23 protein-coding genes are annotated in these 25095 nt (G+C 38.0%); all 23 read left to right on the top strand.

The window, feature by feature from the left end; all coding sequences use genetic code 11:
- Positions 1-34 precede the first annotated feature (34 nt).
- The 23 genes from BN985_RS12155 to BN985_RS12045 all read left to right on the top strand — a co-directional run bounded on the left by BN985_RS12155 (position 35) and on the right by BN985_RS12045 (position 24974).
- A complete protein-coding gene (locus BN985_RS12155) occupies positions 35-763 on the top strand; it encodes a ClpP family protease (RefSeq protein WP_042223720.1) in 729 nt (242 codons plus the stop codon).
- The gene (locus tag BN985_RS12150; protein ID WP_042223719.1) at positions 760-966 is read left to right on the top strand and encodes a YlzJ-like family protein; all 207 of its coding nucleotides are present in this window, start codon (positions 760-762) and stop codon (positions 964-966) included. Before BN985_RS12155 ends, BN985_RS12150 begins: the two co-directional genes overlap by 4 nt.
- Positions 967-1213: 247 nt before the next feature.
- Positions 1214-3499, top strand: a complete 2286-nt coding sequence (locus tag BN985_RS12145) for a DNA translocase FtsK (protein ID WP_042223718.1) — start codon at positions 1214-1216, stop codon at positions 3497-3499.
- A gap of 402 nt (positions 3500-3901) precedes the next feature.
- Entirely contained in the window at positions 3902-4627 is a 726-nt protein-coding gene (locus BN985_RS12140; protein ID WP_042223717.1) for a GntR family transcriptional regulator, read from the top strand.
- 89 nt (positions 4628-4716) lie between these two features.
- Positions 4717-5826, top strand: coding sequence for a BMP family lipoprotein (locus BN985_RS12135; RefSeq protein WP_042224089.1), 1110 nt, complete (start codon positions 4717-4719; stop codon positions 5824-5826).
- Positions 5827-6032: 206 nt separating this feature from the next.
- Positions 6033-7571 (top strand): ABC transporter ATP-binding protein, encoded by a 1539-nt coding sequence (locus BN985_RS12130; protein ID WP_042224087.1) that lies wholly within the window; start codon positions 6033-6035, stop codon positions 7569-7571.
- Positions 7558-8604: an ABC transporter permease gene (locus tag BN985_RS12125; RefSeq protein WP_042223716.1), complete on the top strand. Its 1047-nt coding sequence runs from the start codon at positions 7558-7560 to the stop codon at positions 8602-8604. The genes BN985_RS12130 and BN985_RS12125 overlap by 14 nt, the downstream gene beginning before the upstream one ends.
- The gene (locus BN985_RS12120; RefSeq protein ID WP_042223715.1) at positions 8605-9564 is read left to right on the top strand and encodes an ABC transporter permease; all 960 of its coding nucleotides are present in this window, start codon (positions 8605-8607) and stop codon (positions 9562-9564) included. It begins immediately after the preceding gene.
- A 138-nt stretch (positions 9565-9702) separates the two neighbouring features.
- On the top strand, positions 9703-10995 hold the full coding sequence (yfmF, locus tag BN985_RS12115; protein WP_042223714.1) for an EF-P 5-aminopentanol modification-associated protein YfmF: 1293 nt from the start codon (positions 9703-9705) through the stop codon (positions 10993-10995).
- Positions 10988-12271, top strand: coding sequence for an EF-P 5-aminopentanol modification-associated protein YfmH (gene yfmH / locus BN985_RS12110; protein ID WP_042223713.1), 1284 nt, complete (start codon positions 10988-10990; stop codon positions 12269-12271). The genes yfmF and yfmH overlap by 8 nt, the downstream gene beginning before the upstream one ends.
- 9 nt (positions 12272-12280) lie before the next feature.
- On the top strand, positions 12281-12997 hold the full coding sequence (ymfI, locus tag BN985_RS12105; RefSeq protein WP_042223712.1) for an elongation factor P 5-aminopentanone reductase: 717 nt from the start codon (positions 12281-12283) through the stop codon (positions 12995-12997).
- Positions 12998-13069: 72 nt separating this feature from the next.
- The gene (locus BN985_RS12100) at positions 13070-13315 is read left to right on the top strand and encodes a DUF3243 domain-containing protein (RefSeq protein ID WP_042223711.1); all 246 of its coding nucleotides are present in this window, start codon (positions 13070-13072) and stop codon (positions 13313-13315) included.
- 237 nt (positions 13316-13552) lie between these two features.
- Entirely contained in the window at positions 13553-14344 is a 792-nt protein-coding gene (locus BN985_RS12095; RefSeq protein ID WP_042223710.1) for a DUF3388 domain-containing protein, read from the top strand.
- A 17-nt stretch (positions 14345-14361) separates the two neighbouring features.
- Complete coding sequence (locus tag BN985_RS12090) at positions 14362-15291, top strand: helix-turn-helix domain-containing protein (RefSeq protein WP_042223709.1); 930 nt, start codon at positions 14362-14364, stop codon at positions 15289-15291.
- A 75-nt stretch (positions 15292-15366) separates the two neighbouring features.
- Positions 15367-15945 (top strand): CDP-diacylglycerol--glycerol-3-phosphate 3-phosphatidyltransferase, encoded by a 579-nt coding sequence (gene pgsA, locus BN985_RS12085; RefSeq protein ID WP_042223708.1) that lies wholly within the window; start codon positions 15367-15369, stop codon positions 15943-15945.
- Positions 15942-17204: a competence/damage-inducible protein A gene (locus BN985_RS12080; protein ID WP_332257488.1), complete on the top strand. Its 1263-nt coding sequence runs from the start codon at positions 15942-15944 to the stop codon at positions 17202-17204. The genes pgsA and BN985_RS12080 overlap by 4 nt, the downstream gene beginning before the upstream one ends.
- Before the next feature lie 165 nt (positions 17205-17369).
- On the top strand, positions 17370-18404 hold the full coding sequence (recA, locus tag BN985_RS12075; RefSeq protein WP_042223707.1) for a recombinase RecA: 1035 nt from the start codon (positions 17370-17372) through the stop codon (positions 18402-18404).
- Positions 18405-18801: 397 nt separating this feature from the next.
- A complete protein-coding gene (rny, locus tag BN985_RS12070; protein WP_042223706.1) occupies positions 18802-20364 on the top strand; it encodes a ribonuclease Y in 1563 nt (520 codons plus the stop codon).
- 192 nt (positions 20365-20556) lie between these two features.
- Positions 20557-21354 (top strand): TIGR00282 family metallophosphoesterase, encoded by a 798-nt coding sequence (locus BN985_RS12065; protein ID WP_042223705.1) that lies wholly within the window; start codon positions 20557-20559, stop codon positions 21352-21354.
- Positions 21355-21456: 102 nt separating this feature from the next.
- Positions 21457-21717 carry a stage V sporulation protein S gene (locus BN985_RS12060; RefSeq protein WP_042223704.1) on the top strand — a complete coding sequence of 87 codons (261 nt, stop codon included), beginning with the start codon at positions 21457-21459 and terminating at the stop codon, positions 21715-21717.
- A 521-nt stretch (positions 21718-22238) separates the two neighbouring features.
- Positions 22239-23807 carry a tRNA (N6-isopentenyl adenosine(37)-C2)-methylthiotransferase MiaB gene (miaB, locus tag BN985_RS12055; protein ID WP_042223703.1) on the top strand — a complete coding sequence of 523 codons (1569 nt, stop codon included), beginning with the start codon at positions 22239-22241 and terminating at the stop codon, positions 23805-23807.
- A 1-nt stretch (position 23808) separates the two neighbouring features.
- Positions 23809-24237, top strand: coding sequence for a RicAFT regulatory complex protein RicA family protein (locus BN985_RS12050; protein ID WP_042223702.1), 429 nt, complete (start codon positions 23809-23811; stop codon positions 24235-24237).
- Positions 24238-24410: 173 nt separating this feature from the next.
- Positions 24411-24974: an outer spore coat protein CotE gene (locus tag BN985_RS12045; RefSeq protein ID WP_042223701.1), complete on the top strand. Its 564-nt coding sequence runs from the start codon at positions 24411-24413 to the stop codon at positions 24972-24974.
- Positions 24975-25095 lie beyond the last annotated feature (121 nt).

The raw sequence follows: 25095 nt of genomic DNA, 5'->3' as shown, positions 1-25095 counted from the left end.
AGTAAGAGCTACTAGTGATAAGGAGTGTTCGTAAATGAATAAAGAAGGTAGAAAAGAAGATCAAAATCAGGATGGGCAACAAAACTCTTCTGCTTTGGTACAAAAGATTCAACAGCTGGGACAATCAAATGTTCCACAGGCGCCAGACTCAAATATACATGTACTTTCCATCATAGGTCAGGTAGAAGGACACATTCAACTACCACCGCAAAACAAGACTACGAAGTACGAGCATTTATTACCTCAGCTCATTGCTATTGAACAAAACCCGAAAATTGAAGGATTAATTATTCTGTTAAATACAGTAGGCGGAGATGTAGAGGCTGGACTTGCTCTTTCTGAAATGATTGCTTCTATTTCCAAACCAACTGTTTCCATAGTCCTCGGTGGTGGTCATTCCATCGGAGTACCAATAGCAGTTGCAACAGACTATTCTTTTATTGTACCGACGGCAACGATGACCATCCATCCTGTGAGGTTAACTGGCTTGGTAATCGGTGTGCCGCAAACGTTTGAATACCTCGATAAAATGCAAGAGCGGGTAATCAATTTTGTTGTCAGCCATTCCAACATAAAAGAAGAAAAATTTAAGGATCTAATGTTCGATAAAGGCAACCTAACGAGGGATATTGGCACAAATGTAGTGGGGACGGATGCTGTGGAATATGGCTTGATCGATAGTGTAGGTGGAGTAAAAGAAGCGATGCAAAAAATCAACGAATTGATTGGTCCAAAAATGGAAGAAAATCAGGTGATTCAATGATACTTTATACACCATTGTCACAGGAGGAGATTTTTCCACAACAGGAAGATGTCACGGCAAAGCGCCAATGTGTTGTGCATCAAGGGAAAAGCATGTATGTAGAGCAAAAGGAAGATGGATCCTATCAGTTGCTACAGCTGCTATCAACAGATCCCCAGGATTACCTGAACGATTCGCTTAGCCCTGGAACGATTTTATCTTAAATGTACTGGGGTTTAGCATCCGCTTTTAGCTAACTAACATTTGGTGAAAAGTAGGGAACTCCCCAACCAAATAGAGCTTTATTATATTAACTATTAGTGGGAATGAATAAAATGCTACCTAGTTAATGTTCACTTTATCTTAGAATAAGTATTTTGTGATATAATAGAGGTAAATGAAGGAATAACCCTTGTCGTTAAGCGGCAGGGGTTTCATCGTCATATTGCATGGTAGGACAGAGGTGAGAAAATGGCTAAAAAAAGAAGAAAGAAACGAAACAGTAAATTAAAAACACAATTAAAATTTGAACTGCTAGGTCTATTATTTATTTTTCTAGCGATTCTTGGTAGCGGAGCAAGTGCGATAAGCGATGGTGCTATACCGGGCGGACTTGAACATGTCTTCCGTTTCTTTTTCGGAATATGGTACTTTGTTGCTTCCCTTCTATTACTCATTACTGGAGTGTTACTTGTTGTAAAACGTAGATACCCAGATTTTACAAACAAAAGATTAATAGGCTTCTATATCATATTTGCAGGTGTTCTATTGCTAACACATATCCAGGCATTCGAACAAGTTATTTTGACAGGTAATGTCTCCATTTTAGCTGCTTCATGGGATAGTTTTATTTCCCATTTAAATGGAGAGGTCAGTAGCTCTATGCTTGGGGGAGGAATGGTTGCTGCATTACTTTTTACATTTTGCTATTATTTGTTTTCTTTAGTAGGAGCAAAAATTGTTTCCGTATTTTCAATTTTAATTGGAATAATCTTTATGACTGAATACTCGATTGGTGACTTATTTTCCAAATTAGGAAAAAAATTGAACCAAGTCATAAGCAATTACAAAGAAAAAACAGCAGGTAATAAAGAAGACAAACGGAAACGTAAGAAGGAAAAAGAGGAGGAAGCGTATAATCGAAATGAGGAACCAGAAGAACTGGCAGAAGCATATGAAACAGAGCCAGTTATACAGGACTTCACTGATGTTACATACGCTGCTTCAGAGTTATCAAAAGAGGATGCTCCTCAGGAAAAGATTGATGATGCTGAAAAAGAAGATACTAGTGTAGACGATATTATGGAAAATATGCCTATGACGGAGCCAGAAAACCACGAATATGTGCTTCCATCTCCTAAGCTATTAGCAGAACCTGCAAACAACTCACAGCAACAGGAGAAATCTCAGATTCAAGCTACAGTTAGAAAACTAGAAAAAACGTTTCATAGTTTTGGTGTTAAGGCTAGAGTCACTAAGGTTCATGTTGGACCTGCTGTAACAAAATATGAAGTGTATCCAGAAGCGGGGGTGAAGGTGAGTAAAATTGTCGGGTTACATGATGATTTAGCGCTCGCTCTTGCAGCAAAGGATATTCGGATTGAAGCGCCTATTCCTGGAAAGTCAGCAGTCGGGATTGAAGTGCCTAACCAGGAAGTTGCGATGGTAAGCCTTCGTGAAGTGGTAGATAAAACGTTACAAAACCAAACATCAAAATTATTGTTTGCGCTCGGAAGAGATATATCGGGAGAAGCGGTGGTAGCAGAGCTTAATAAAATGCCGCATATGCTTATCGCAGGAGCAACCGGTAGCGGGAAAAGTGTGTGTGTAAATGGAATTATTACAACCATTCTTATGCGGACTAAACCACACGAGGTTAAGATGATGATGATAGATCCAAAGAAAGTGGAATTAAATGTTTATAATGGTATTCCTCATCTTTTGGCTCCCGTAGTGACAGATCCAAAAAAAGCATCTAGAGCATTACAAAAAGTAGTATCCGAAATGGAAAGAAGATATGAGTTATTTTCAGATACGGGCACCCGCAATATTGAGGGGTATAATGAATATATAAGAAAATATAATCAAACTACTGAGGATACCCAGCCTAATTTACCGTATATTGTTGTACTAGTCGATGAGTTGGCCGATCTAATGATGGTTGCTTCTAACGATGTAGAGGATGCGATTACTCGTCTTGCTCAGATGGCCCGGGCAGCTGGAATCCATTTAATTATTGCGACACAACGTCCTTCTGTAGATGTTATTACTGGAGTCATCAAAGCTAATATCCCTTCCAGGATTGCATTTAGTGTTTCTTCTCAGACAGATTCTAGAACAATTCTTGATTCTGGTGGTGCAGAGAAGCTACTCGGACGAGGGGACATGCTCTTTCTTCCAGTCGGTGCTTCTAAACCTACTCGAGTTCAAGGTGCTTTTTTATCTGATGAAGAAGTAGAAAGGGTAGTAGATCACTGTATTGACCAACAAAAGGCTTCTTATCAGGAAGAAATGATTCCTGATGATACAAATGATGTGAAAGAAGAAGTTGGAGATGAATTGTATGAGGAAGCTGTCCAATTAATCGTTGAAATGCAAAGTGCAAGTGTCTCTATGTTACAAAGAAGATTTCGAATAGGCTATACCAGGGCTGCTAGATTAATTGATGCCATGGAAGATAGAGGTATCGTAGGACCATATGAAGGAAGCAAACCGCGTACAGTACTTGTCACACAATCAGAAGAAAAATCATCCTAAACGAAGCGTATCCTTTTTAAAAAACAGCAGTCATTCAGAGAATGGCCTGCTGTTTTTTTGAGATTTACAATCGTAATGGTGCTTGATAATTCTTAAAACATATCTAGAAAGTGTAGTTAAACGTTTTAAATAAGTATATGGAAGTTTGAGATAGATTTTAAGATCCTACCCATAAAAAGAAAACGCTATCATAATATTCCTAAGACAGATATGATAGAAATATGCTTATTGTAGAAAAACGTCGAATAGTTAGCAAATTATTTAAGGAATTTGTCCTATAACTATTTATTTATTCGACTATTAATGGTATGATTTATCTCGAACAAATGAGAAATATGTCCAACGTCAGAGGTCTGATCTCTATGAACCATACATATCCGGACAGTTAGGAGGAAGCTAACCATGTCTATAAAAATTGATTCCAGACATCTATATTTACAGGTAATAGACGAAATTAAAAAGGATATTGAAAGCGGTAAATATAAAGAAAAGCAGAAGCTTCCTTCTGAGTTTCAGTTGTCTAAGCTTCTTGGAGTATCTAGAGCTACACTTAGGGAAGCGTTACGTATTTTAGAAGAAGATAATGTGGTAACAAGAAGACATGGTGTTGGAACATTTGTTAATCAAAAGCCGATTTTTTCATCAGGTATAGAACAATTAACTAGTGTTACGGATATGATCGAGCAATCAGGTAAGAAGGCTGCTTCACAGTATTTGTCCACAGAGTTTCTTGAACCAACCGAGGATGAACGGAGCAAATTTGCACCTGATCAAATTGACATTCTTGCAAAGATAGAACGTGTAAGAACTGCTGATAATAAGCCAGTCGTTTTCTGTATTGATAAGATTCCATCACACTTGATTCCAATGGAAAGGGTACACGAAGAAGATTCACTTTTTCAATTACTTGAGGAATATACAGACAAGCGTGTAGCTTATGCCGTTACCTATATTGAACCAGTTAGCTATCATGACAGGATTTACAGTATTCTTAACTGTGAACCTGAACAATCTCTCTTATTGCTAAAGCAAATGCATTACACTGAAGCAGACGAACCAGTTCTTTATTCTGCAAACTATTTTCGTTCCGATGTCTTTAGTTTTCACGTGTTGCGAAAAAGAATGTAATGAATTACGAAGCATTTAGGGAGGTGATAGTTTACGAGAACTGCGAGCACTATATTCAAAATATTATAGAAAAACAGGGGGTAACAATGTTGAAAAATCGTAAATTTATCTTATTGTTTGCATTATTGCTAAGTCTTGGTCTTGTATTAGCTGCATGTGGTGGCGGTGAAGATCAATCAGGAAGTGACAATGAAGGAGAAGATGAAGGCACTTCTGAAGAAGGTTCTTCAGAATATAATGTAGGTATGGTAACAGATGAAGGTGGCGTAGATGATAAGTCATTTAACCAATCTGCATGGGAAGGTTTACAAGCTTGGGGCGAAGAGCATGGATTATCAAAAGGTGCTGGTTTTGACTATGCCCAATCAGAGGACGAATCTGATTATCTTCCAAACATGACAAGACTTGTTCGTAATGACTATGATCTAGTATTTGGTATTGGTTTTCTATTAGAGGATGCAATTACTGAAATTGCTAAACAAAACCCAGACAATGACTTTGCAATCGTAGATACAGTAGTAGAAGCTCCGAATGTAGCAAGTATTACATTCGCTGAACATGAAGGCTCATTCCTTACGGGTGTTGCAGCAGCAATGAAGACAAATACAGACAAACTTGGTTTTGTTGGTGGTGTAGATTCAGCTTTAATTAATAAGTTTGAATCCGGTTTCGTAGCAGGTGCTAAGTCTGTAAATCCTGATATTGAAGTAGACATTCAATATGTTGGTAACTTTAGCTCTGCAGCTGATGGTAAATTAATTGCAACACGTATGTACAATGACGGTGCAGATGTAATCTACCATTCTGCAGGAGCTGCTGGAAACGGTGTATTTGCACAGGCTAAAGATTTAAAACAAAAAGATGAAGATAGAGAGATCTATGTTATTGGTGTTGACCGTGACCAATATGAAGAAGGAGCAATCGGTGATCATAACGTAACGTTAACATCTATGGTGAAGCGTGTAGATACTTCTGTAATAGAAGTAAGTAATCAAGGACTTAACGGAGAGTTCCCAGGAGGAGAAGTACTCGTATTCGGACTTGAGGATGAAGGTATCGGGATCGCTGAAACAAATGAAGAAGCATATACAGAAGAAATTGCTACAGCAGTTAACGAATGGAAAGAAAAGATTAAAAATGGTGATGTAAAGGTTCCACAAACACGTGACGAACTAAAAGCATTCGAAGAAGAATTATAAGGTAATAGAAAACGTGAAAAAGGCTGATAGACAGCCTTTTTCATTATTAAATTAAGGTTGTAAATTTAACCATTGCCATTATGTGGTGTTCTATTAAGAAGATCTTCAACTGAAGGAATGTGTATCCCGCTCCTTCAGTTGGCGATCTTCATTTTCAATGTAAAGATTTATTCAGACTATTCTGCTCATAAGGAGGTTGATGTTTGGTGGACTATGTTGTTGAAATGTTAAATATACGAAAAGAATTTCCAGGAATTGTAGCGAATGATGACATTACCATACAGCTAAAAAAAGGTGAAATTCATGCATTGCTTGGAGAAAACGGTGCAGGAAAATCAACATTAATGAATGTGCTTTTTGGTTTATATCAGCCGGAAAAAGGAGAAATCCGAGTTAAGGGGAAACCGGTAAACATGACCGATCCAAATGTCGCGAATGACCATGGTATTGGTATGGTACATCAACATTTTATGCTTGTAGAGCCTTTTACTGTTACGCAAAATATTATTTTAGGTACTGAACCGACTGCCATGGGGAAAATTGATTTACGGAAGGCAGAAAAAGAAGTACAAGAGTTATCCAATAAGTATGGTCTAAAAGTGGACGCAAAAGCAAAAATCCAAGATATTTCTGTTGGAATGCAACAACGGGTAGAAATCTTGAAAACCTTATACCGTGGAGCAGATGTACTTATCTTTGATGAACCTACTGCTGTATTAACACCACAAGAAATTATTGAATTGATGCAGATTATGAAGTCTCTAATTGCAGAAGGGAAATCTATCATTCTTATAACACATAAATTAAAAGAAATTATGCAAATATGTGACCGTTGTACGGTAATAAGAAAAGGGAAAGGTATTGGCACAGTAAATGTAGAGGGGACCTCTGTTAATGAATTAGCCTCCCTAATGGTTGGTAGGGATGTTTCCTTTAAAACAAAAAAGACACCAGCTCAGCCTAAACAAACGGTTTTAAAAATTGACAACTTACATGTAAAAGATTCACGTAAAGTTGATATGGTAAAAGGGTTGAACTTAGAATTGCGTGCAGGGGAGATTGTTGGAATTGCAGGTGTGGATGGTAATGGACAGAGTGAATTAATCGAAGCCATTACGGGATTAAAAAAAGCTCAAAAAGGATCCATCGAGTTAAATGGAAAAGCAATCACAAATTTATCTCCTCGTAAAGTGACGGAAAGTGGTGTCGGACATATTCCGCAAGATAGGCATAAGTTTGGATTAGTTCTAGATTTTCCAATTGGCGAAAATATTGTGCTCCAAACCTATTATAAAAAGCCTTATTCTAAATACAAAGTATTAAACTACAAAGAAATTTACGATAAAGCAGAAAAATTGATTAAGGAATATGACGTTCGAACGCCTAGTGTCTATACAAAAGCCCGTGCACTATCGGGTGGAAACCAGCAAAAAGCGATTATCAGTCGTGAGGTAGACCGTTCACCAGATCTATTAATTGCTGCACAGCCTACACGAGGACTCGATGTAGGAGCAATTGAATTTATTCATCAAAAGCTGATTGAAGAAAGAGATAAAGGACGTGCAATATTATTAGTCTCCTTTGAACTCGATGAAATCCTTGATGTTAGTGACCGAATTGCAGTTGTTTTTGATGGTGAAATTGTAGCAAATGTCAAACCAGAAGAAACAAATGAACAAAAACTTGGACTGCTGATGGCCGGAAGTTCAGAAGAAAAGGTGGGTGTTGTAGATGACCTCGAATAAATTGTTTAACATCTTGGTTCCGGTTATTTCAGTGTTCATCGGGCTTATCTCCGGTGCCATTATCATGCTTGCTTTTGGATACAACCCAATCGAGGGATATGCTGCATTATGGGAAGGCGCCTTTGGTGATATGTATTTTGTAGGTGAAACAATCAGGCAAGTAACGCCATATATCCTTACCGGATTGGCAGTAGCATTTGCTTTTCGTACTGGCTTATTTAATATCGGTGCAGAAGGCCAGGTTATTGTGGGATGGCTTGCTGCAATTTGGGTAGGTATTACATTTGATTTACCAATGTACCTTCATCTCCCATTTGCAGTTGTCATTGCTGCTCTGGCTGGCGCAGTTTGGGGATTTATTCCAGGTCTTTTAAAAGCACGACTTGGAGTTCATGAAGTAATCGTAACCATTATGTTAAATTATGTAGCGCTATATAGCTCTAACGCTTTAATTCGGTCAGTACTATCTGATAATCAAGATAAAACTGAAAAAATTTCTTCTTCCGCTTCACTTGCTTCTGAATGGTTACAAAATCTTACTTTTTTCTCAAGAATGCATTATGGTATTTTGATTGCCTTATTTGCTGCCGTATTAATGTGGTTTATCATTGAGCGCACTTCTATAGGGTATGAATTAAAGTCTGTTGGCTATAACAAACATGCCTCGAAATATGCAGGAATGAATGTATCTCGCAATATAGTCTTAGCAATGGTTATATCAGGAGCATTTGCTGGTCTTGCTGGGTCTATGGAAGGTCTCGGAACGTATGGAAATATGTCTGTTAGTTCAGGCTTTACAAACCTTGGATTTGATGGAATTGCTGTAGCGTTATTAGGTGCTAATACAGCAATTGGTGTTATCTTGGCGGCATTTCTTTTTGGTGCTTTAAAAGTTGGAGCTTTGAACATGCCGACAGAAGCGGGAGTGCCAAACGAGTTAGTTGATATTATCATTGCACTCATTATCTTTTTTGTTGCATCAAGCTATATTATTCGCTGGGTATTACTTCGTTTTAAAAAGGGGGAGAAATAGATGGGGTTTATTGAGCTATTACAATCGGTCATACCACCAGCACTCTTCTTCTCTGCGCCGCTTATTTTCACAGCGCTTGGCGGAGTGTTCAGTGAAAGATCAGGTGTCGTTAATATTGGCCTTGAAGGGCTAATGGTTATGGGAGCATTTGTCGGTATTGTGTTTAACTTAACTTTTGCAGACGTTCTAGGTGCGTGGACGCCTTGGGTTTCCATCTTAGTTGCCATGGTTGTTTCTGCAATCTTCTCTATAATACATGCAGTAGCTTCTGTTTCGTTTAGAGCAGATCAGGTTGTAAGTGGTGTAGCTATTAATTTCCTGGCACTAGGACTCGGTATATTTTTAACCAAACAATTTTATGGTAAGGGACAGACCGACATGGTCACACAACCGTTTTACACAACAGATATTTGGCTTTTGTCAGACATACCAGTTTTAGGGCCTATCTTCTTTGAAGGGATCTATGTTATCTCCTATATTTCCATTATATTAGCACTAGTTTGCTGGTATATTATGTATAAAACCCCATTTGGTTTAAGACTGCGTGCAGTTGGAGAACATCCAATGGCTGCAGACACCAATGGAATTAGCGTTACAAAAATGCGTTACGTAGCTGTCATTATTTCTGGAGCATTTGGTGGATTGGGTGGTTCTGTATTTGCCTTAACCATTGCACTTAATTTCTCACACGCTACTATCGTTGGACAAGGATTTATGGCCTTAGCAGCAGTTATTTTTGGTAAGTGGCATCCCCTCGGCGCGATGGGCGCAGCATTATTTTTTGGATTTGCCCAAAGCCTAAGTGTGATCGGTGCGGGAATTCCGTTGCTAGCTGATGTACCACAGGTATTTTTATTAATTGCACCATATGTACTGACTATTTTAGCTCTGGCTGGATTTATCGGTCGCTCTGAGGCTCCACGAGCTAACGGTGAGCCATATATAAAAGGAAGCAGATAAAATCTGTTCAGAAATCTGACTTGCATTTAGTAGCAAGTCAGATTTTTTTAATTTATAATGGATTACAAGTGGTAAAAATGAACAGAATAATTTAAGTACCTAAGAAAGTTACGTATAAAAGAACAGGAGGAAAACAGGATGGAAGCTGTTACAGAAAACGTCGTCCACTCAGACGGATTAAATTTACACTTTATCCATAATAAGAAATACAAAACCATCAATATAGTTGTGAAACTGAAAGCACCACTGGAAAGGGAAACGATCACCCATAGAGCATTACTACCTTATATTTTGCAACAAGGAACGCTTAACTATCCAGGTAAAAAGGAACTACAACGTAAATTGGATGAATTATACGGTGCTGTACTCTCGGTCGATGGTTCAAAAAAAGGAGAGCAACATATTATAAGCTTTCGTTTGGAAGTGCCTAATGAGAAGTTTATTCCGAATGAGTCAGCGATTGTAGAAGAAGGGATAAATTTACTAGGTGAGCTACTTTTTGAACCAAACGTAGAAAACGAAGCATTTAGTAAGTCAGTTGTAAAACGTGAGAAGGATACTCTGAAACAGAAAATACATGCCATAAAAGATGATAAAATGAGTTATGCAAATTTGCGATTAATTGATGAAATGTGCAAAGGAGAAGCCTTTTCCCTCCATGTACACGGTTACCAAGAGGACCTCGAGAAGATTACACCTGAAAATCTTTATACTTATTATAAACAGGCAATTTCCGAAAATCAGCTCGATGTTTATGTTCAAGGAGATTTTGATGAAAAAGCTTTGCAAGAACTGCTTGTCGCCAAATTGAAGCGAGAAGAAGTGAATTCTCCAGTTAAAAAGGAAACAACAAATAGTGAAAAAAATGCTAGAGAATTTTCTGAAGTAGTGGAAAAAGAAAATATCCAACAGGCAAAGTTGCATATTGGTTACCGTACTAATTGTACGTATCGTGATGAAGGTTATTATGCATTGCAGGTATTCAATGGAATGTTTGGTGGCTTTCCGAGTTCTAAACTATTTATAAACGTTAGGGAAAAAAATAGTTTGGCTTATTATGCTTCATCCCGTCTTGAAAGTCAAAAGGGACTTTTGATTGTATTTAGTGGAATTGCACCCAAGGATTACAAACAGGCTAGTACAATAATGAACGAGCAGCTTGAAGCTATGAAAAACGGCGATTTTACGGAAGAAGAATTAGAAGAAACAAAAGATCTGATTGTTAATCAGTTACGAGAAACAATGGATCACCCTCAAGGAATGGTAGAGCTTCTTTACCAACAAGTTTTAGCTGAAACTGAACGGTCTCCCGAGCAGTTAATCAAGGGAATCAAAGCAGTAAAACGTGATGAGGTTATCACTGCGGCGAAAAAAATAGAAGCTGATACCCTTTATCTACTGACTAGCAAGGATGGTGAAGGAAATGAATAAGCAAGTATATGAAGAGATCTCAGAAACCCTCTACACTGAAAAAATGGATAATGGACTAACGGTCTTCTTATTACCGAGATCAGAAATGGCAAAAACGTACGGACTGTTTACTACAAATTATGGCTCCATTGATCAGACCTTTACACCAATTGGTTCTAATGAGGCTGTTACAGTTCCGGAAGGGGTTGCCCACTTTTTAGAACATAAGCTATTTGAAAAAAAAGATAGAGATGTGTTTGCAGATTTTGGTAAGCAGGGTGCTTCACCTAACGCATATACTTCTTTTACGAAAACAGCCTATTTATTTTCTGCAACGAATCATATTGATAAGAATGTCGAAACCCTTTTAGACTTTGTTCAAGATCCATATTTCTCAGAAGAATCGGTCGAAAAGGAAAAAGGTATTATCGCACAAGAAATAAAAATGTATGACGACCAGCCTGATTGGCAATCTTTTATGGGGACCATTAAAAGCATGTTTAAGGAACACCCTGTAAACATTGATATTGCTGGAACAGTGGATTCCATTTACACTATTACAAAAGATGATTTGTATACATGCTACAATACTTTCTATCACCCAGAAAATATGGTTTTCTTTTTAGCGGGAAATTTTGACCCAACATCGATGATGGAATTGATTAAAACAAATCAAAATGCAAAATCTTTCCAAAAAATGGATGAAATTAAACGTCAATTCCCTGAAGAAAAGCTAGAAGTAGCGAGTGAAAATTCGGAGCAAACGATGTCGGTTTCCGTACCAAAGTGCACCATTGGTATAAAAGACACAGTCTCTACATTATCAGAGCAGGAATTTTTAAAACGTGAACTCCTGCAAAGCATGGTATTAGATCACTACTTCTCTAAAGGTGGAGATTTTTACCAAGAATTATATCAATCGGAATTAATTGATGATAGCTTTTTCTATGAAACCAACTTGGAAAGGAATTTTGGTTATACCCTTATTGGTAGCAATACACATAAGCCTGAAGCTTTCGCCAAAAAGGTAAAAGAAATGCTTCTTTCAACGAGGGATATCGGATTAGAAAAAGAAGATTTTAACAGAATGAAGAAGAAAAAGATTGGTCAATTATTAAGATCAATGAATTCTCTTGAATTTATAGCAAGTAAATATACGCATTATCACATGCTTGGAATTGACTTTTTCAACTTGATTCCCGAGATTCAGGCGTTTAAGTTAGAAGATGCACATGCATTTTTAAATGAGTGGATTTCAGATGAACAGATGACAACACATGTGATTACAAACGAATAAGGAGATATAATGGGGAAGAAAGTATTGATTATAGGTGCAAGTGGAGATATAGGGATAGCGATTGCTGAAAAACTCGCCCTGAGCGGTTATACTCTTCTTTTACATGGACATCAAAATGTATCGAGGCTGCATCAGTTTAGAATGCAACATAAACCAGAAGTTGTTTTAGATGTGTTGGAGGCAAACTTTGCTATCCCTTCTGCCATACAAGAATTTATGAATAAGCTTGCCTATTCGGTGGATAGTGTTATCTTTGCTGGTGGTCGTTCCTACCATGGGGTCTTTCAGCAAACTCCGGATAAGGTAATGGACGAGATGTTAACATTGCATGTCAAAGCCCCGTGGCAGCTCACTAAGCGTCTGCTACCGGAAATGATTCAAAATAATGATGGAAACATTATTTTTATCACTTCCATATGGGGTGAAGAAGGGGCTAGCAATGAAGTCGTCTACTCTTCGGTAAAAGGAGCGCAAAACAGCTTCGTCAGAGCATTGGCAAAAGAGGTCGGATCAGCAGGAGTCTCAGTTAATGGGATAAGTCCTGGGTTTATTGAAACTAAAATGAATGGACAGCTAGACCTGGACGAAAAGGAAGCTATTATGGATGAGATTCCGTTACGACGTGCAGGCAGGCCTGAAGAAATAGCAAATTTAGTTGCATTTTTACTTGAGAAGCAGTCTTCTTACATTCATGGTGAAATTATTAACATGACTGGTGGATGGTAATTCCATAATTCATGTATAAAGCCTCCTTTTCATCAAATACTATGGATGTATAATATGGAAGGAGGCATTTGTATGTCAGTATTGGATAATTTTGAATCCTGGAAGGGTTTCTTATCGAATAAATTACAACAGGCCCAGCAACAAGGTATGAGTGAAAAAACAATCCAAAGTGTAGCACAAGAAGTAGGCGATTACCTTTCGCAAAGCGTAGAAGCTAAGAATGAAGAAGAGGCTGTGTTACGTGAACTTTGGAATGCTGCTTCTGAACAGGAACAACAAGCGATTGCAAACACTATGATCAAGCTTGTTCAAAAGTAAAAGGCAAATGAAAACACATGAGAAAGAGGAATTGTTGAGAAATAAATACAATTCCTTTTTCTTTTTTTATACGAAGCATTGATACCACAGGTGATTCGCTCCAGTCGCTACGCTTTTTAATTTTTATTTTTACTAATGGAGGATAATCTCTTTTCACTTACGTTAAAATCATTTATTATATATAGAGAGAGATTGACATGTTAGATCGTTTGATGTTATTTACTAAGGGGTAATTTTATGGATAGAACAGAATGGTATCTTGAATATGAAATTCAAATAAATCGACCCGGGTTACTTGGTGATATTTCTTCTTTGTTAGGGATGTTGTCAATAAATATTATTACGATAAACGGTGTGGAAAACTCTCGGAGAGGGATGCTTCTCCTTTCCAAGTATGATGAAAATATTACAAGGCTTAGAACAATCTTACAAACAATGGATACAATTAATGTGACAAAGATTAGAAAGCCAAAACTCCGCGATAAATTAGCTGTTCGACATGGAAAGTACATTCATAGGGATGTTGATGACCGTAAAACCATTCGATTTGTTCGTAATGAACTCGGTTTACTAGTAGATTTTATGGCCGAATTATATAAGCAGGAAGGCCATAAGCTAATCGGGATTCGGGGGATGCCTCGGGTTGGCAAGACGGAATCAGTGGTTGCAGCGAGTGTTTGTGCTAACAAACGGTGGTTGTTTGTTTCAAGTACATTACTCAAGCAGACAGTGCGCAGTAAATTGATTGAAGGCGAATATAACCCCGATAATATCTATATTATTGATGGTGTTGTATCGAAAAACAGAGCAAATGAGAAACATTGGCAACTAATACGAGAGGTGATGCAACTCCCTTCTATTAAGGTAGTTGAGCACCCAGATATTTTTGTACAGGCAACGGAGTATAAAATTGATGATTTCGATTATATCATTGAACTTCGTAGCCACGAAGATGAGGTTATTACATATGAGCCGATTGAAAGGCAAGAATTTAGCCAGGACGATGGCTTTTCGATGTTTGATTTTTAAAATGGATGGTGTTATATATGGAAATTGGTGCACGGTTAAAAGAAGCTAGAGAAGCAAAGAATATTTCTTTAGAGAGTCTTCAGGAATCAACTAAGATACAGAAACGCTATCTTGTGGCGATAGAAGAAGGGAATATGAAGATTCTTCCAGGTAAGTTTTATGCAAGAGCATTTATTAAAGAATATGCCAATGCAGTTGGATTAGATCCAGACGAATTGTTAGAAGAATATAAAGAAGAAGTCCCAAAAACTGAAGAGCAAGAAGAGGTTCAATATACTCGTATGCAACGAACGAAGCGAGCCGGAAATAGTGAAAAAAGCAATTCTAATTCTTCTATTCTGCCTACAATTATTACGATTGTACTAGTTATAGGTATTCTTTTCGCAGCATGGTATTTTATTCAGCAGTCAATGGGGAATAATAATAGCAACAATACGCAAAACGAAGATGATGAAGAGATTATTATTACAAACCCTGAAAATTCACAGGATAATGCTTCAGAAAATGAAGAGGATCAAAGCAATGAAGACGAGTCGAGCACTGGTGATGATGCCGAACAAGAAGGTTCCAATGCGGAAGAACAAGAAGAAAATCAGCCGGATCCTACCTTTTCTGTAGTAGAGGAGGGGACTGGTTCTACCCCGAGATCTACTGTTGCGTTAGATAATGCGGGTGAGGAAGTAACAGCTACCCTTGAGGCGGAAAATGATACTTGGCTTCTTGTGGAATCTGAAGATGGAGAGACATTCTTTCAAGAAGGAATGTTTACAAGTGACCAATCTCCATTAGAAATCGACATGAGTGGAAAAGAACGTATATTTTTTAAAATAGGAAATGCCTCTCACCTAACCATCACAATAAATGGTGTTGAGATGGAATATCCGGTCGATGCGAATGCAAAAGTTCGTCAGGATATTTGGCTGGAAATTAATCAGGAAACAGAATAATTGTAGAGAAGCCCTTCCTTTTTATACACGGAAGGGTTTTATCACTTATAGTAGACATAGTAGGAGGATGTACAAATGAATGTACCAAATAAAATTACGCTTTCAAGAATATTGTTAATACCTATCTTTATTATTTTACTAAGTATCCCGTTTAATTGGGGTTCGTGGGACATTGGGGAAACGGAACTCCCATTAACACATTTTATAGCAGCACTACTTTTCATTATAGCTGCTGCCACAGATTGGGTAGATGGCCATTATGCACGTAAACATAACCTTGTTACGAATCTTGGGAAATTTTTAGATCCGCTTGCTGATAAACTTCTTGTATCAGCTGCACTCATTCTTTTAGTTGAAATGGGAATGGCACCAGCTTGGCTCGTTATTATCATTATAAGTAGAGAGTTCGCTGTCACTGGATTACGTCTGGTTGCAGCAGGTGAAGGTATTGTGCTGGCTGCCGGGAGCATGGGAAAGCTTAAAACTGCGACACAGATGATTGCAATTGCTATTTTGCTTTTACATCAATTTCCATTCTCATATATTGGATTCCCTTTTGGGACAGTCATGCTTTATGCCGCCCTAATCTTTACGGTTATATCTGGAGTTGACTATTTTATAAAAAACTGGCATGTAATGAGGGATTCTAAATGATGAAGCAACTAAAAACGGAAGTCGTTGCTGTTGGAACAGAACTTCTGCTTGGACAGATTTCAAATACCAACGCTCAGTGGCTGTCACAACAACTTGCCCTATTTGGGGTGAATGTGTACCATCACACTGTAGTAGGAGATAATTTGCAACGAGTGGAAACAGTGTTTAATCAAGCACATGCACGTTCAGATGTAATTATTGTGACAGGGGGCCTCGGACCGACAGACGATGATTTAACAAGGGAAGCTTTTCAGTCTATGACGGGGATGGAAATTGTGGAGCATGAACCTTCTATGAATAAAATAGTTGCTTTCTTCGAAAAACGTGGAACAAAAATGACACCAAATAACCGGAAACAGGCTCGGGTGTTTGCTGATGCCACAGTGTTGGAAAACCACACGGGTATGGCTCCAGGAATGATTGTCACGTATGAAGGAAGGACATGGATATTTCTTCCTGGTGTTCCGCGAGAAATGAAAAGTTTGGCCAGTGAAGCTGTTTTTCCACATTTACAACGATTAACAGGTGATAAGCAGGTTATCAAGTCTATGATCTTGAAGTTTGTCGGGATTGGAGAATCTCAGCTTGAACATGAACTCTATGATTTAATTCAAAATCAAACTAACCCTACTATTGCACCCCTGGCGCAAGATAGTGGTGTAGTAATCCGGCTTACTGCTAAACATAGTTCTGAAGCCGAAGCAGATCAGTTGCTAGATCATACGAAACGACAAGTAGAGGAGCGCCTTGGCTCTTATCTTTATGGTATGAACGAGCAAACACTTGAAAATCAAATAATAGATTTACTTAAGTCAAAAGGTAGAACGGTAGCAGGGGCAGAGAGTCTAACAGGTGGTATGTTTACCGATAAACTAGTTTCCGTGCCCGGCGCCTCACAGGTCTGCAAGGGCTCCATTGTATGCTATGATACGAGTGTGAAACAGGATGTACTAGGAGTCTCTAATGAAGTGCTTTTAAATGAGGGCGCTGTTTCTGAAGCTTGTGCAATGCAAATGGCAGAAAAAGTAAGCACTCTTTTAGGAAGTACTTATGGAATCTCGCTAACAGGAGTTGCAGGACCAGGCTCGATTGAAAATAAAGAACCAGGTACGGTGTTTGTTTCCATCTATGATCAACTGAGTAACCGGCATGAAACACAAGCCTATCATCTTCAAGGGGACCGTAACACGGTAAGGAGCAGGTCTGCGTTAAAAGGATTAGAATTTTTTTATAAATATTTAAAATCCTCTATTGAATAGCTTGTTTTAGGAGAGAAACTGATTATAGTATTACTTTACATAGTAAAATGATATTTTCCTCAATAGAACACACTTAAAAAAAGGGAACATTTATTCGTTTTTTTCTTGGCAAAAGGAAAAAAACAATGTATGATGTAAATAGAAGAATTGAAGGAGGAATACGTTGTGAGTGATAGAAAACAAGCGTTAGATATGGCGCTTAGACAAATAGAGAAGCAATTTGGTAAAGGATCAATAATGAAATTGGGTGAGCAGGAGCAAAGGAAGATTGCTACCATTCCAAGTGGCTCACTAGCTTTAGATGTGGCCTTAGGAATAGGGGGATATCCACGCGGGCGTGTTATCGAAATATATGGTCCTGAATCTTCAGGTAAAACGACTGTTGCTTTACATGCTATTGCTGAAGCTCAACAAAAAGGTGGACAAGCTGCTTTTATTGATGCTGAGCATGCTCTTGATCCAATTTACGCACGGGCTTTAGGCGTAAATATTGATGAATTACTGTTGTCTCAGCCAGATACCGGGGAACAAGCATTGGAAATAGCAGAAGCTCTTGTACGAAGTGGTGCAGTAGATATCGTAGTAGTGGATTCGGTAGCTGCCCTTGTACCTAAAGCGGAAATAGAAGGTGAAATGGGAGACGCTCACGTCGGTCTTCAAGCACGTCTAATGTCTCAAGCACTTAGAAAACTATCTGGAGCGATTAACAAATCAAAAACGACTGCTATCTTTATTAACCAAATCCGTGAGAAAGTAGGTGTTATGTTCGGTAACCCTGAAACGACACCAGGTGGACGTGCACTTAAATTCTATTCATCTGTAAGACTAGAAGTTCGCCGTGCGGAAACCTTAAAACAAGGTAATGATATTATGGGAAATAAAGCTAGAATTAAAGTTGTAAAAAATAAAGTAGCTCCACCTTTTAGACAAGCAGAAGTAGATATCATGTATGGTGAGGGTATATCAAGAGAAGGTGAAATCCTAGATATTGGATCAGATCTGGACATCGTACTAAAAAGTGGCGCTTGGTATTCTTATAATGAAGAAAGACTAGGACAGGGTCGCGAAAATGCGAAGCAATTCCTAAAAGAAAATACAGATATGATGGCAGAAATCCATGAGGCAATTCGTCAACATTATAAATTGGATGAGGAGCCTGATGAAGAAGAAGAGGTTGGCCAGGAAAGCTTTGATGTATAAAGAGGAAGCATTTTCTTAATTAGTTTTGAAAACCGGACGATCATTCGACAGCTGTGTCGAATTTGTCCGGTTTTCTTTTGAATATAAGTATATGAAACTAAGGATATAGAAATGTATTTCCATTCACACTCCTAATTTATATGAGAAGCCTTTACAACTGAATTATTCGTGAGGAAAATAAAATATGTAGAGCTAATTAAATGTGTTTCTTCTATATTATATAAGGGAACGTAAATAGTTTGTGACGTTTCCTTGACATTCCTTATATAGACAATTAAAATTAAAAATGTATAAATTTATAATTTATATTATATGAATTATTGTTCTTTAGCATTTGAAAACGGTAAACGCCGACAATAATGATTTGTAAAATTTAATAGCAATAGGAGGTGAAATTATGGACAATTCTATCTTTATAATCATCTCCATTTTGCTTCTAATCGTCGGTATTGTTGTTGGTTATTGGATTCGTAAATCTATTGCTGAAGCTAAGATCTCCAGTGCAGAAACCTTAGCTAAACAAATAGTGGATGAAGCACATCGAAATGCAGATGCCGCTAAAAAAGAGGCACTTCTTGAGGCGAAGGATGAAAACCATAAGCTTCGTCAGCAGACAGAAGAAGAGTTGCGGGAACGTCGCTTAGATGTACAGAAGCAAGAAAATCGTCTGATGCAAAAAGAAGAAAATCTGGACAGAAAAAGTGATACATTAGACAAGCGTGAGCTCATGTTAGAGAAAAGAGAACAGTCACTAACAGAAAAACAACAACAAATTGAAGAAATGGAAAGCAAAGTGGAAGCTATGAAGCAGGAGCAGCAAACAGAGCTTGAACGCATTTCAGGATACACGACCGACCAAGCTAGACAGGTTATCTTAGAGCGTATTGAAAAAGATGTTGCACATGAGTCTGCACTTATGATTAAAGAAGCTGAGAATCGAGCGAAGGAAGAAGCAGACAAGAAGGCGAAGAACATTTTATCCCTTGCCCTGCAACGCTGCGCAGCAGACCACGTTGCGGAAACAACCGTTTCTGTAGTGAATCTTCCAAATGATGAAATGAAAGGACGTATTATTGGTAGAGAAGGACGCAATATACGTACACTGGAAACATTGACTGGAATTGATCTAATTATAGACGATACACCTGAAGCGGTAATTCTATCTGGATTTGATCCAATTCGACGCGAAACTGCACGTTTGGCACTTGAAAAGCTCGTACAGGATGGAAGAATTCACCCTGCGAGAATTGAGGAAATGGTGGATAAATCTAGACGTGAAGTGGACGAATATATAAGAGAGATTGGTGAAGAAACAACATTCGAAGTTGGCGTTCATGGTCTCCATCCAGATCTAGTGAAAATACTTGGTCGACTGAAATATCGTACAAGCTATGGACAAAATGTCTTGAAGCATTCAACAGAAGTTGCTTATTTGTCTGGTTTGCTTGCAGCTGAATTAGGAGAAGATGAAACATTGGCTAGAAGAGCCGGATTACTGCATGACATCGGTAAAGCGATTGACCATGAAGTAGAAGGTAGTCATGTCGAGATCGGAAAAGAACTAGCTATGAAATACAAAGAGCACGAAGTTGTGATTAACTCAATTGCTTCACATCATGGTGATGAGGAACCTACTTCTATCATTTCTGTCCTTGTAGCTGCTGCAGATGCACTTTCTGCTGCTAGACCTGGTGCAAGAAGTGAAACACTTGAGAATTACATTAAAAGGCTTGAGAAGCTAGAAGAGATTTCTGAATCATTTACAGGAGTAGAAAAATCTTTTGCTATTCAAGCAGGTCGAGAAATTCGAATCATGGTAAAACCTGACGAAATAGATGATATCGAATCAGTTCGTATTGCTAGAGATATTAGAAAACGAATTGAAGGTGAACTTGATTACCCAGGACACATTAAAGTTACGGTAATTAGAGAAACCAGATCAGTTGAATATGCAAAATAATGTATAGCTTCTCAAAAAAAGCGGTCATTGACCGCTTTTTTTATTTGAGAAGAAAGAACTTACTAAAATCATGTCACCTAATCCAGTATGATTGTTTGCTTTTTTAGGTGTCTAGAAAATCAGCTACATTTTGACAACGGTAATCATATATGAAAAACTAAATATATCTAATAGAGATAGGATGAACGAGTTATGAAAATACTATTTATTGGTGATGTCGTAGGTTCGCCAGGAAGAGATATGGTGCAAGAGTATTTACCAAAACTAAAAGAGAAATATCGCCCAACTGTTACGATAATTAATGGAGAAAATGCAGCGTCTGGTAAAGGAATAACTGAGAAAATTTATAAGCAATTTTTAGAATGGGGCGCACAAGTCGTTACGATGGGAAACCATACATGGGATAAGAAAGAGATCTTTGAGTTTATTGATGAAGCGAAATACATGATTCGTCCAGCGAACTTTCCAGAAAACAATCCAGGAAAAGGGATAGTATATTTGAATATTAATGGTACAGAAATAGCCGTTATTAATATGCAAGGTCGCACATTTTTGCCGGCCATTGATGATCCTTTTACAAAAATGGATCTTCTAATTGAAGAGGCAAAACAGCGGACTAACATTATTTTTGTCGACTTTCATGGAGAAGCAACCAGTGAAAAGCAAGCAATGGGATGGTATGTAGATGGAAGGGTAAGTGCTATCGTCGGAACCCATACGCATACACAAACAGCAGACGAAAGGATATTACCAAAAGGTACAGCATATATTTCAGATGTTGGGATGACTGGGCCATATGACGGAATCCTTGGAGTTAATAGGGAGGCTGTAATTAAAAGGTTTCTCACATCCATGCCGGTACGTTTTGAAATCACAAAAGAGGGAAGAACACAATTAAATGGCTTAGTGGTTTCAATTGACAAGAATAGTGGGAAATCTACTAATGTAGAGCGGATCATAATTAACGAAGATCACCCTTTTTTTGGTTGATTCATTGATTCTTTGAATTATTTGTCCATACTGTAATAAGCTAACATCTCCAAGAATATAGTAGCAATAGAACTACAATAGCCAATAAAGGAGGTACTAGTAATGGAAGTATTAAAGGTTTCAGCTAAATCAAGTCCAAATTCAGTAGCAGGCGCACTTGCGAATGTCCTAAGAGAACGTGGCTCAGCAGAAATTCAAGCAATCGGGGCGGGTGCATTAAACCAATCCGTAAAAGCTGTAGCTATTGCAAGAGGATTTGTAGCACCAAGTGGCGTGGACTTAATATGTATTCCTGCATTTACAGATATTATGATTGATAATGAAGAAAGAACAGCCATTAAGCTTATTGTAGAACCTAGATAAATAATAGTAGATTATTTACCTCCCCGAGATCCAGGGAGGTTTTTATTTTTTCTATGAAAATTATTTTGTTTTAAAGTATATGTTAGTGACAAAATAGTATCTTCTAATTTAAACGCTCCAAAAAAACAGCCCCACTCCCATCTCGCGCTCTCCGCTTTTGATCGTCTAGATTCGAGCGCCAAAAACTAGGCTACTTCGCAAATTGCCTTACGATATAGAAGACTTGCCGACTGGTGTTAACCAGAGGCTTGGTCGCACTTATACCCAGAGAGGTGAAAGTCATTATCGATTTCTAAATTAAAGTAGGTCGGACTAAAATCGGCCTTGCCGGCCAACGCCGACATACCCCTTTTGCAGGGGCATAATTCCTTTATCTCAGTTGATTTACTCCAGTCGCTACGTTTTTAAACAGGCGCTCTACGCTTTTGTTTAATAATATTGTATATTTTGCTTGTACCATTTATACTGTAGTATTGTATAGGTATAGTTTGATGTGGCAACACACGAAAGGAGTCTTTTAAATGAATGAACAGCAACGAAAAGAACAGTCGCAAATTAACCAGGTAGATGCCGCGGACAGAAAATCCGGACAGGAGAAGCCTTTACAGGAAAAAACGAGTGCTGATTTCGCGAAATACTTTGAAACTACTTATGAACCACCTAATCTAAATAAGGCTCGGAAGCGTGGACGAGACAAAGTAAACGTTCACTATGACTTTGCTATCCCGGAAGACATGGAGCGCGTTGGTGAAGGAAAGAAATTTTTAATACGTACATATGGCTGTCAAATGAACGAGCACGATACTGAAGTAATGGCAGGGATCTTAACCGAAATGGGGTATGAGTCGACCTCTGATACGAATGAAGCAGATATTATCTTATTAAATACTTGTGCCATTAGAGAAAATGCGGAGAATAAGGGGTTTGGTGAAATTGGTCATTTAAAACCTTTGAAACTAGAAAAACCTGATCTTATATTAGGTGTTTGTGGATGTATGTCACAAGAAGAATCCGTTGTAAACCGCATACTTAAAAAGCACCAGCACGTAGACTTAATTTTCGGTACCCATAATATTCATCGTTTACCACACTTAGTAAAAGAAGCAATGTTTGGTAAAGAAAAGATTATAGAGGTGTGGTCTAAAGAAGGCGACGTCATAGAGAATCTTCCAAAAGCAAGGAAAGGGAAAATTAAGGCATGGGTAAATATCATGTATGGATGTGATAAGTTTTGTACCTATTGTATTGTTCCCATGACTCGCGGTAAGGAAAGAAGTCGCAGACCTGAAGATATTATACAGGAAGTGCGACACCTAGCAGCACAAGGTTATCAGGAAGTAACGTTATTAGGGCAAAACGTTAACGCATATGGAAAAGATTTTGAAGACGTCACGTATGGTCTTGGTGACTTAATGAATGATATGCACAAGATTGATATCCCACGCGTTCGCTTTACTACTTCCCATCCGCGTGATTTTGATGACCGTTTAATTGAAGTGCTGGCCAAAGGTGGTAATCTACTTGATCACATTCACCTGCCAGTTCAATCTGGAAGCAGTGAAATCTTAAAGAAAATGAACCGAAAGTATACACGTGAAGAATATCTTGAACTCGTAAGAAAAATTCGTATTGCAATGCCAAATGCAACATTGACCACTGATATTATTGTTGGCTTCCCAAATGAAACAGATGAGCAATTCGAGGAAACCATGACATTAGTGGAAGAAGTTGGTTTTGAGGCTGCTTATACATTTATCTATTCACCACGTGAGGGAACACCAGCTGCTAGGAAAAAAGACGATGTACCTGAAGAAGTGAAAAAGCAACGCCTATATCGTTTAAATGATCTTGTAAATAAGCAATCGGCCGAATCCATGAAAACGTATAAAAATAAAACAGTAAAAGTTCTTGTAGAAGGGGAGAGTAAGAAAGACCCTGATGTGTTAGCGGGATATACGGAGAAAAACAAGTTAGTTAATTTTAAAGGACCAAAATCTGCAATTGGTAGTATTGTCGAAGTAGAAGTAACGGATACAAAAACATGGTCTTTAAATGGCGTGATGGTAGAAAATACAGTTGAGGTGAATTAATATGGCGGAATACACACGTTCGCAAGTATTAGAGGAAGCGAAAAAACTCGCTTCGATGCTTGCAAATACAGAAGAAATCGATCGTTTTAAGCAAGTTGAAGCAAAAATAAATGAAAACCAAAAAGTACAGAAGCTAATTACGAAGATAAAAGCATTGCAGAAACAAGCAGTGAACTTCCAAGCTTACGAAAAAAGAGAAGCTTTAAAACGTATTGAAGAAGAGATTGACAGGTTGCAAGGTGAGATTGATGAAATTCCAGTTGTTCAGGAATTTAAAGAAACACAAATTGTTGTAAATGATGTATTACAATTAGTGTCAGGCACTATTGCAAGGGAAGTTACGAATAATGTTATTGAATCGACTGGTGGCGACCTTCTTGCAGGAGAAACTGGCTCAAAAGCAAAAAAGAATCACAGTTGTGGTAACTAATTATATATTGGAAGAGGCATTATGCCCTCTTCCTTTTTTTATTTTAAACTCACACCACGCCTTCTTAATCAACCGAAACTAAATACTTTTCTTAATTTCATCAAATAACTTATGCACTTTAGGTATTTGTCTTGCATAAAATGAGAATGAAAAAAGAGGAGGTAAAAGTAATTATGACTTTTCTTGAAAAAGACTATAGAGAAATCATTACAAAAGCCGTTTGTGGAAAAGGAAAAAAGTTTACGCAAGCTTCACATTCCATTACGCCATCTCATAGACCATCAAGCATCTTAGGTTGCTGGGTGATCAATCATTTATACAATGCGAAGAAAAAGTCTGAAGACACGGTAGAAATTAATGGGAGCTACGATATCAACGTATGGTATTCCTATAATGATAATACCAAAACAGAGGTTGTAACAGAAAGAGTTACCTACACGGATTTAATTCCACTATCTGTTAAAGATAATAATTGTATCAATGATGAGTTTGATGTAATTGCAAAGGTTACACAGCAGCCAAATTGCTTGGAATGTAAAATTGCTAGCAAGGGACACAAGATTGTCGTAGAGATTGAAAGAGAGTTTGTTGTGCAGATTATTGGTGAAACCAAAATTGCTGTCCGCGTTGATCCTAATGAAAACAGTTATGATGACGATGATGACAACTGGGACTTTGAGTTGACTGATGATGAACTAGAGCAAGTTGAACCAGATTTTCTTCACCATAAAGACTAATGAAAATTACGAGGGATAACCTCTCTCGTAATTTTTTGTCATGTACACTTGGACATGCACATTTCTTGTTACCCGATGGTAAAGGCAATATACAGCCAGAAGAAGTAGCTTTTTTGGAAAT

It is taken from the genome of Oceanobacillus manasiensis (assembly GCF_000724085.1).
GTDB lineage: Bacteria > Bacillota > Bacilli > Bacillales > Amphibacillaceae > Oceanobacillus_B > Oceanobacillus_B manasiensis.
This window is presented reverse-complemented; position numbering and strand designations above follow the sequence as displayed.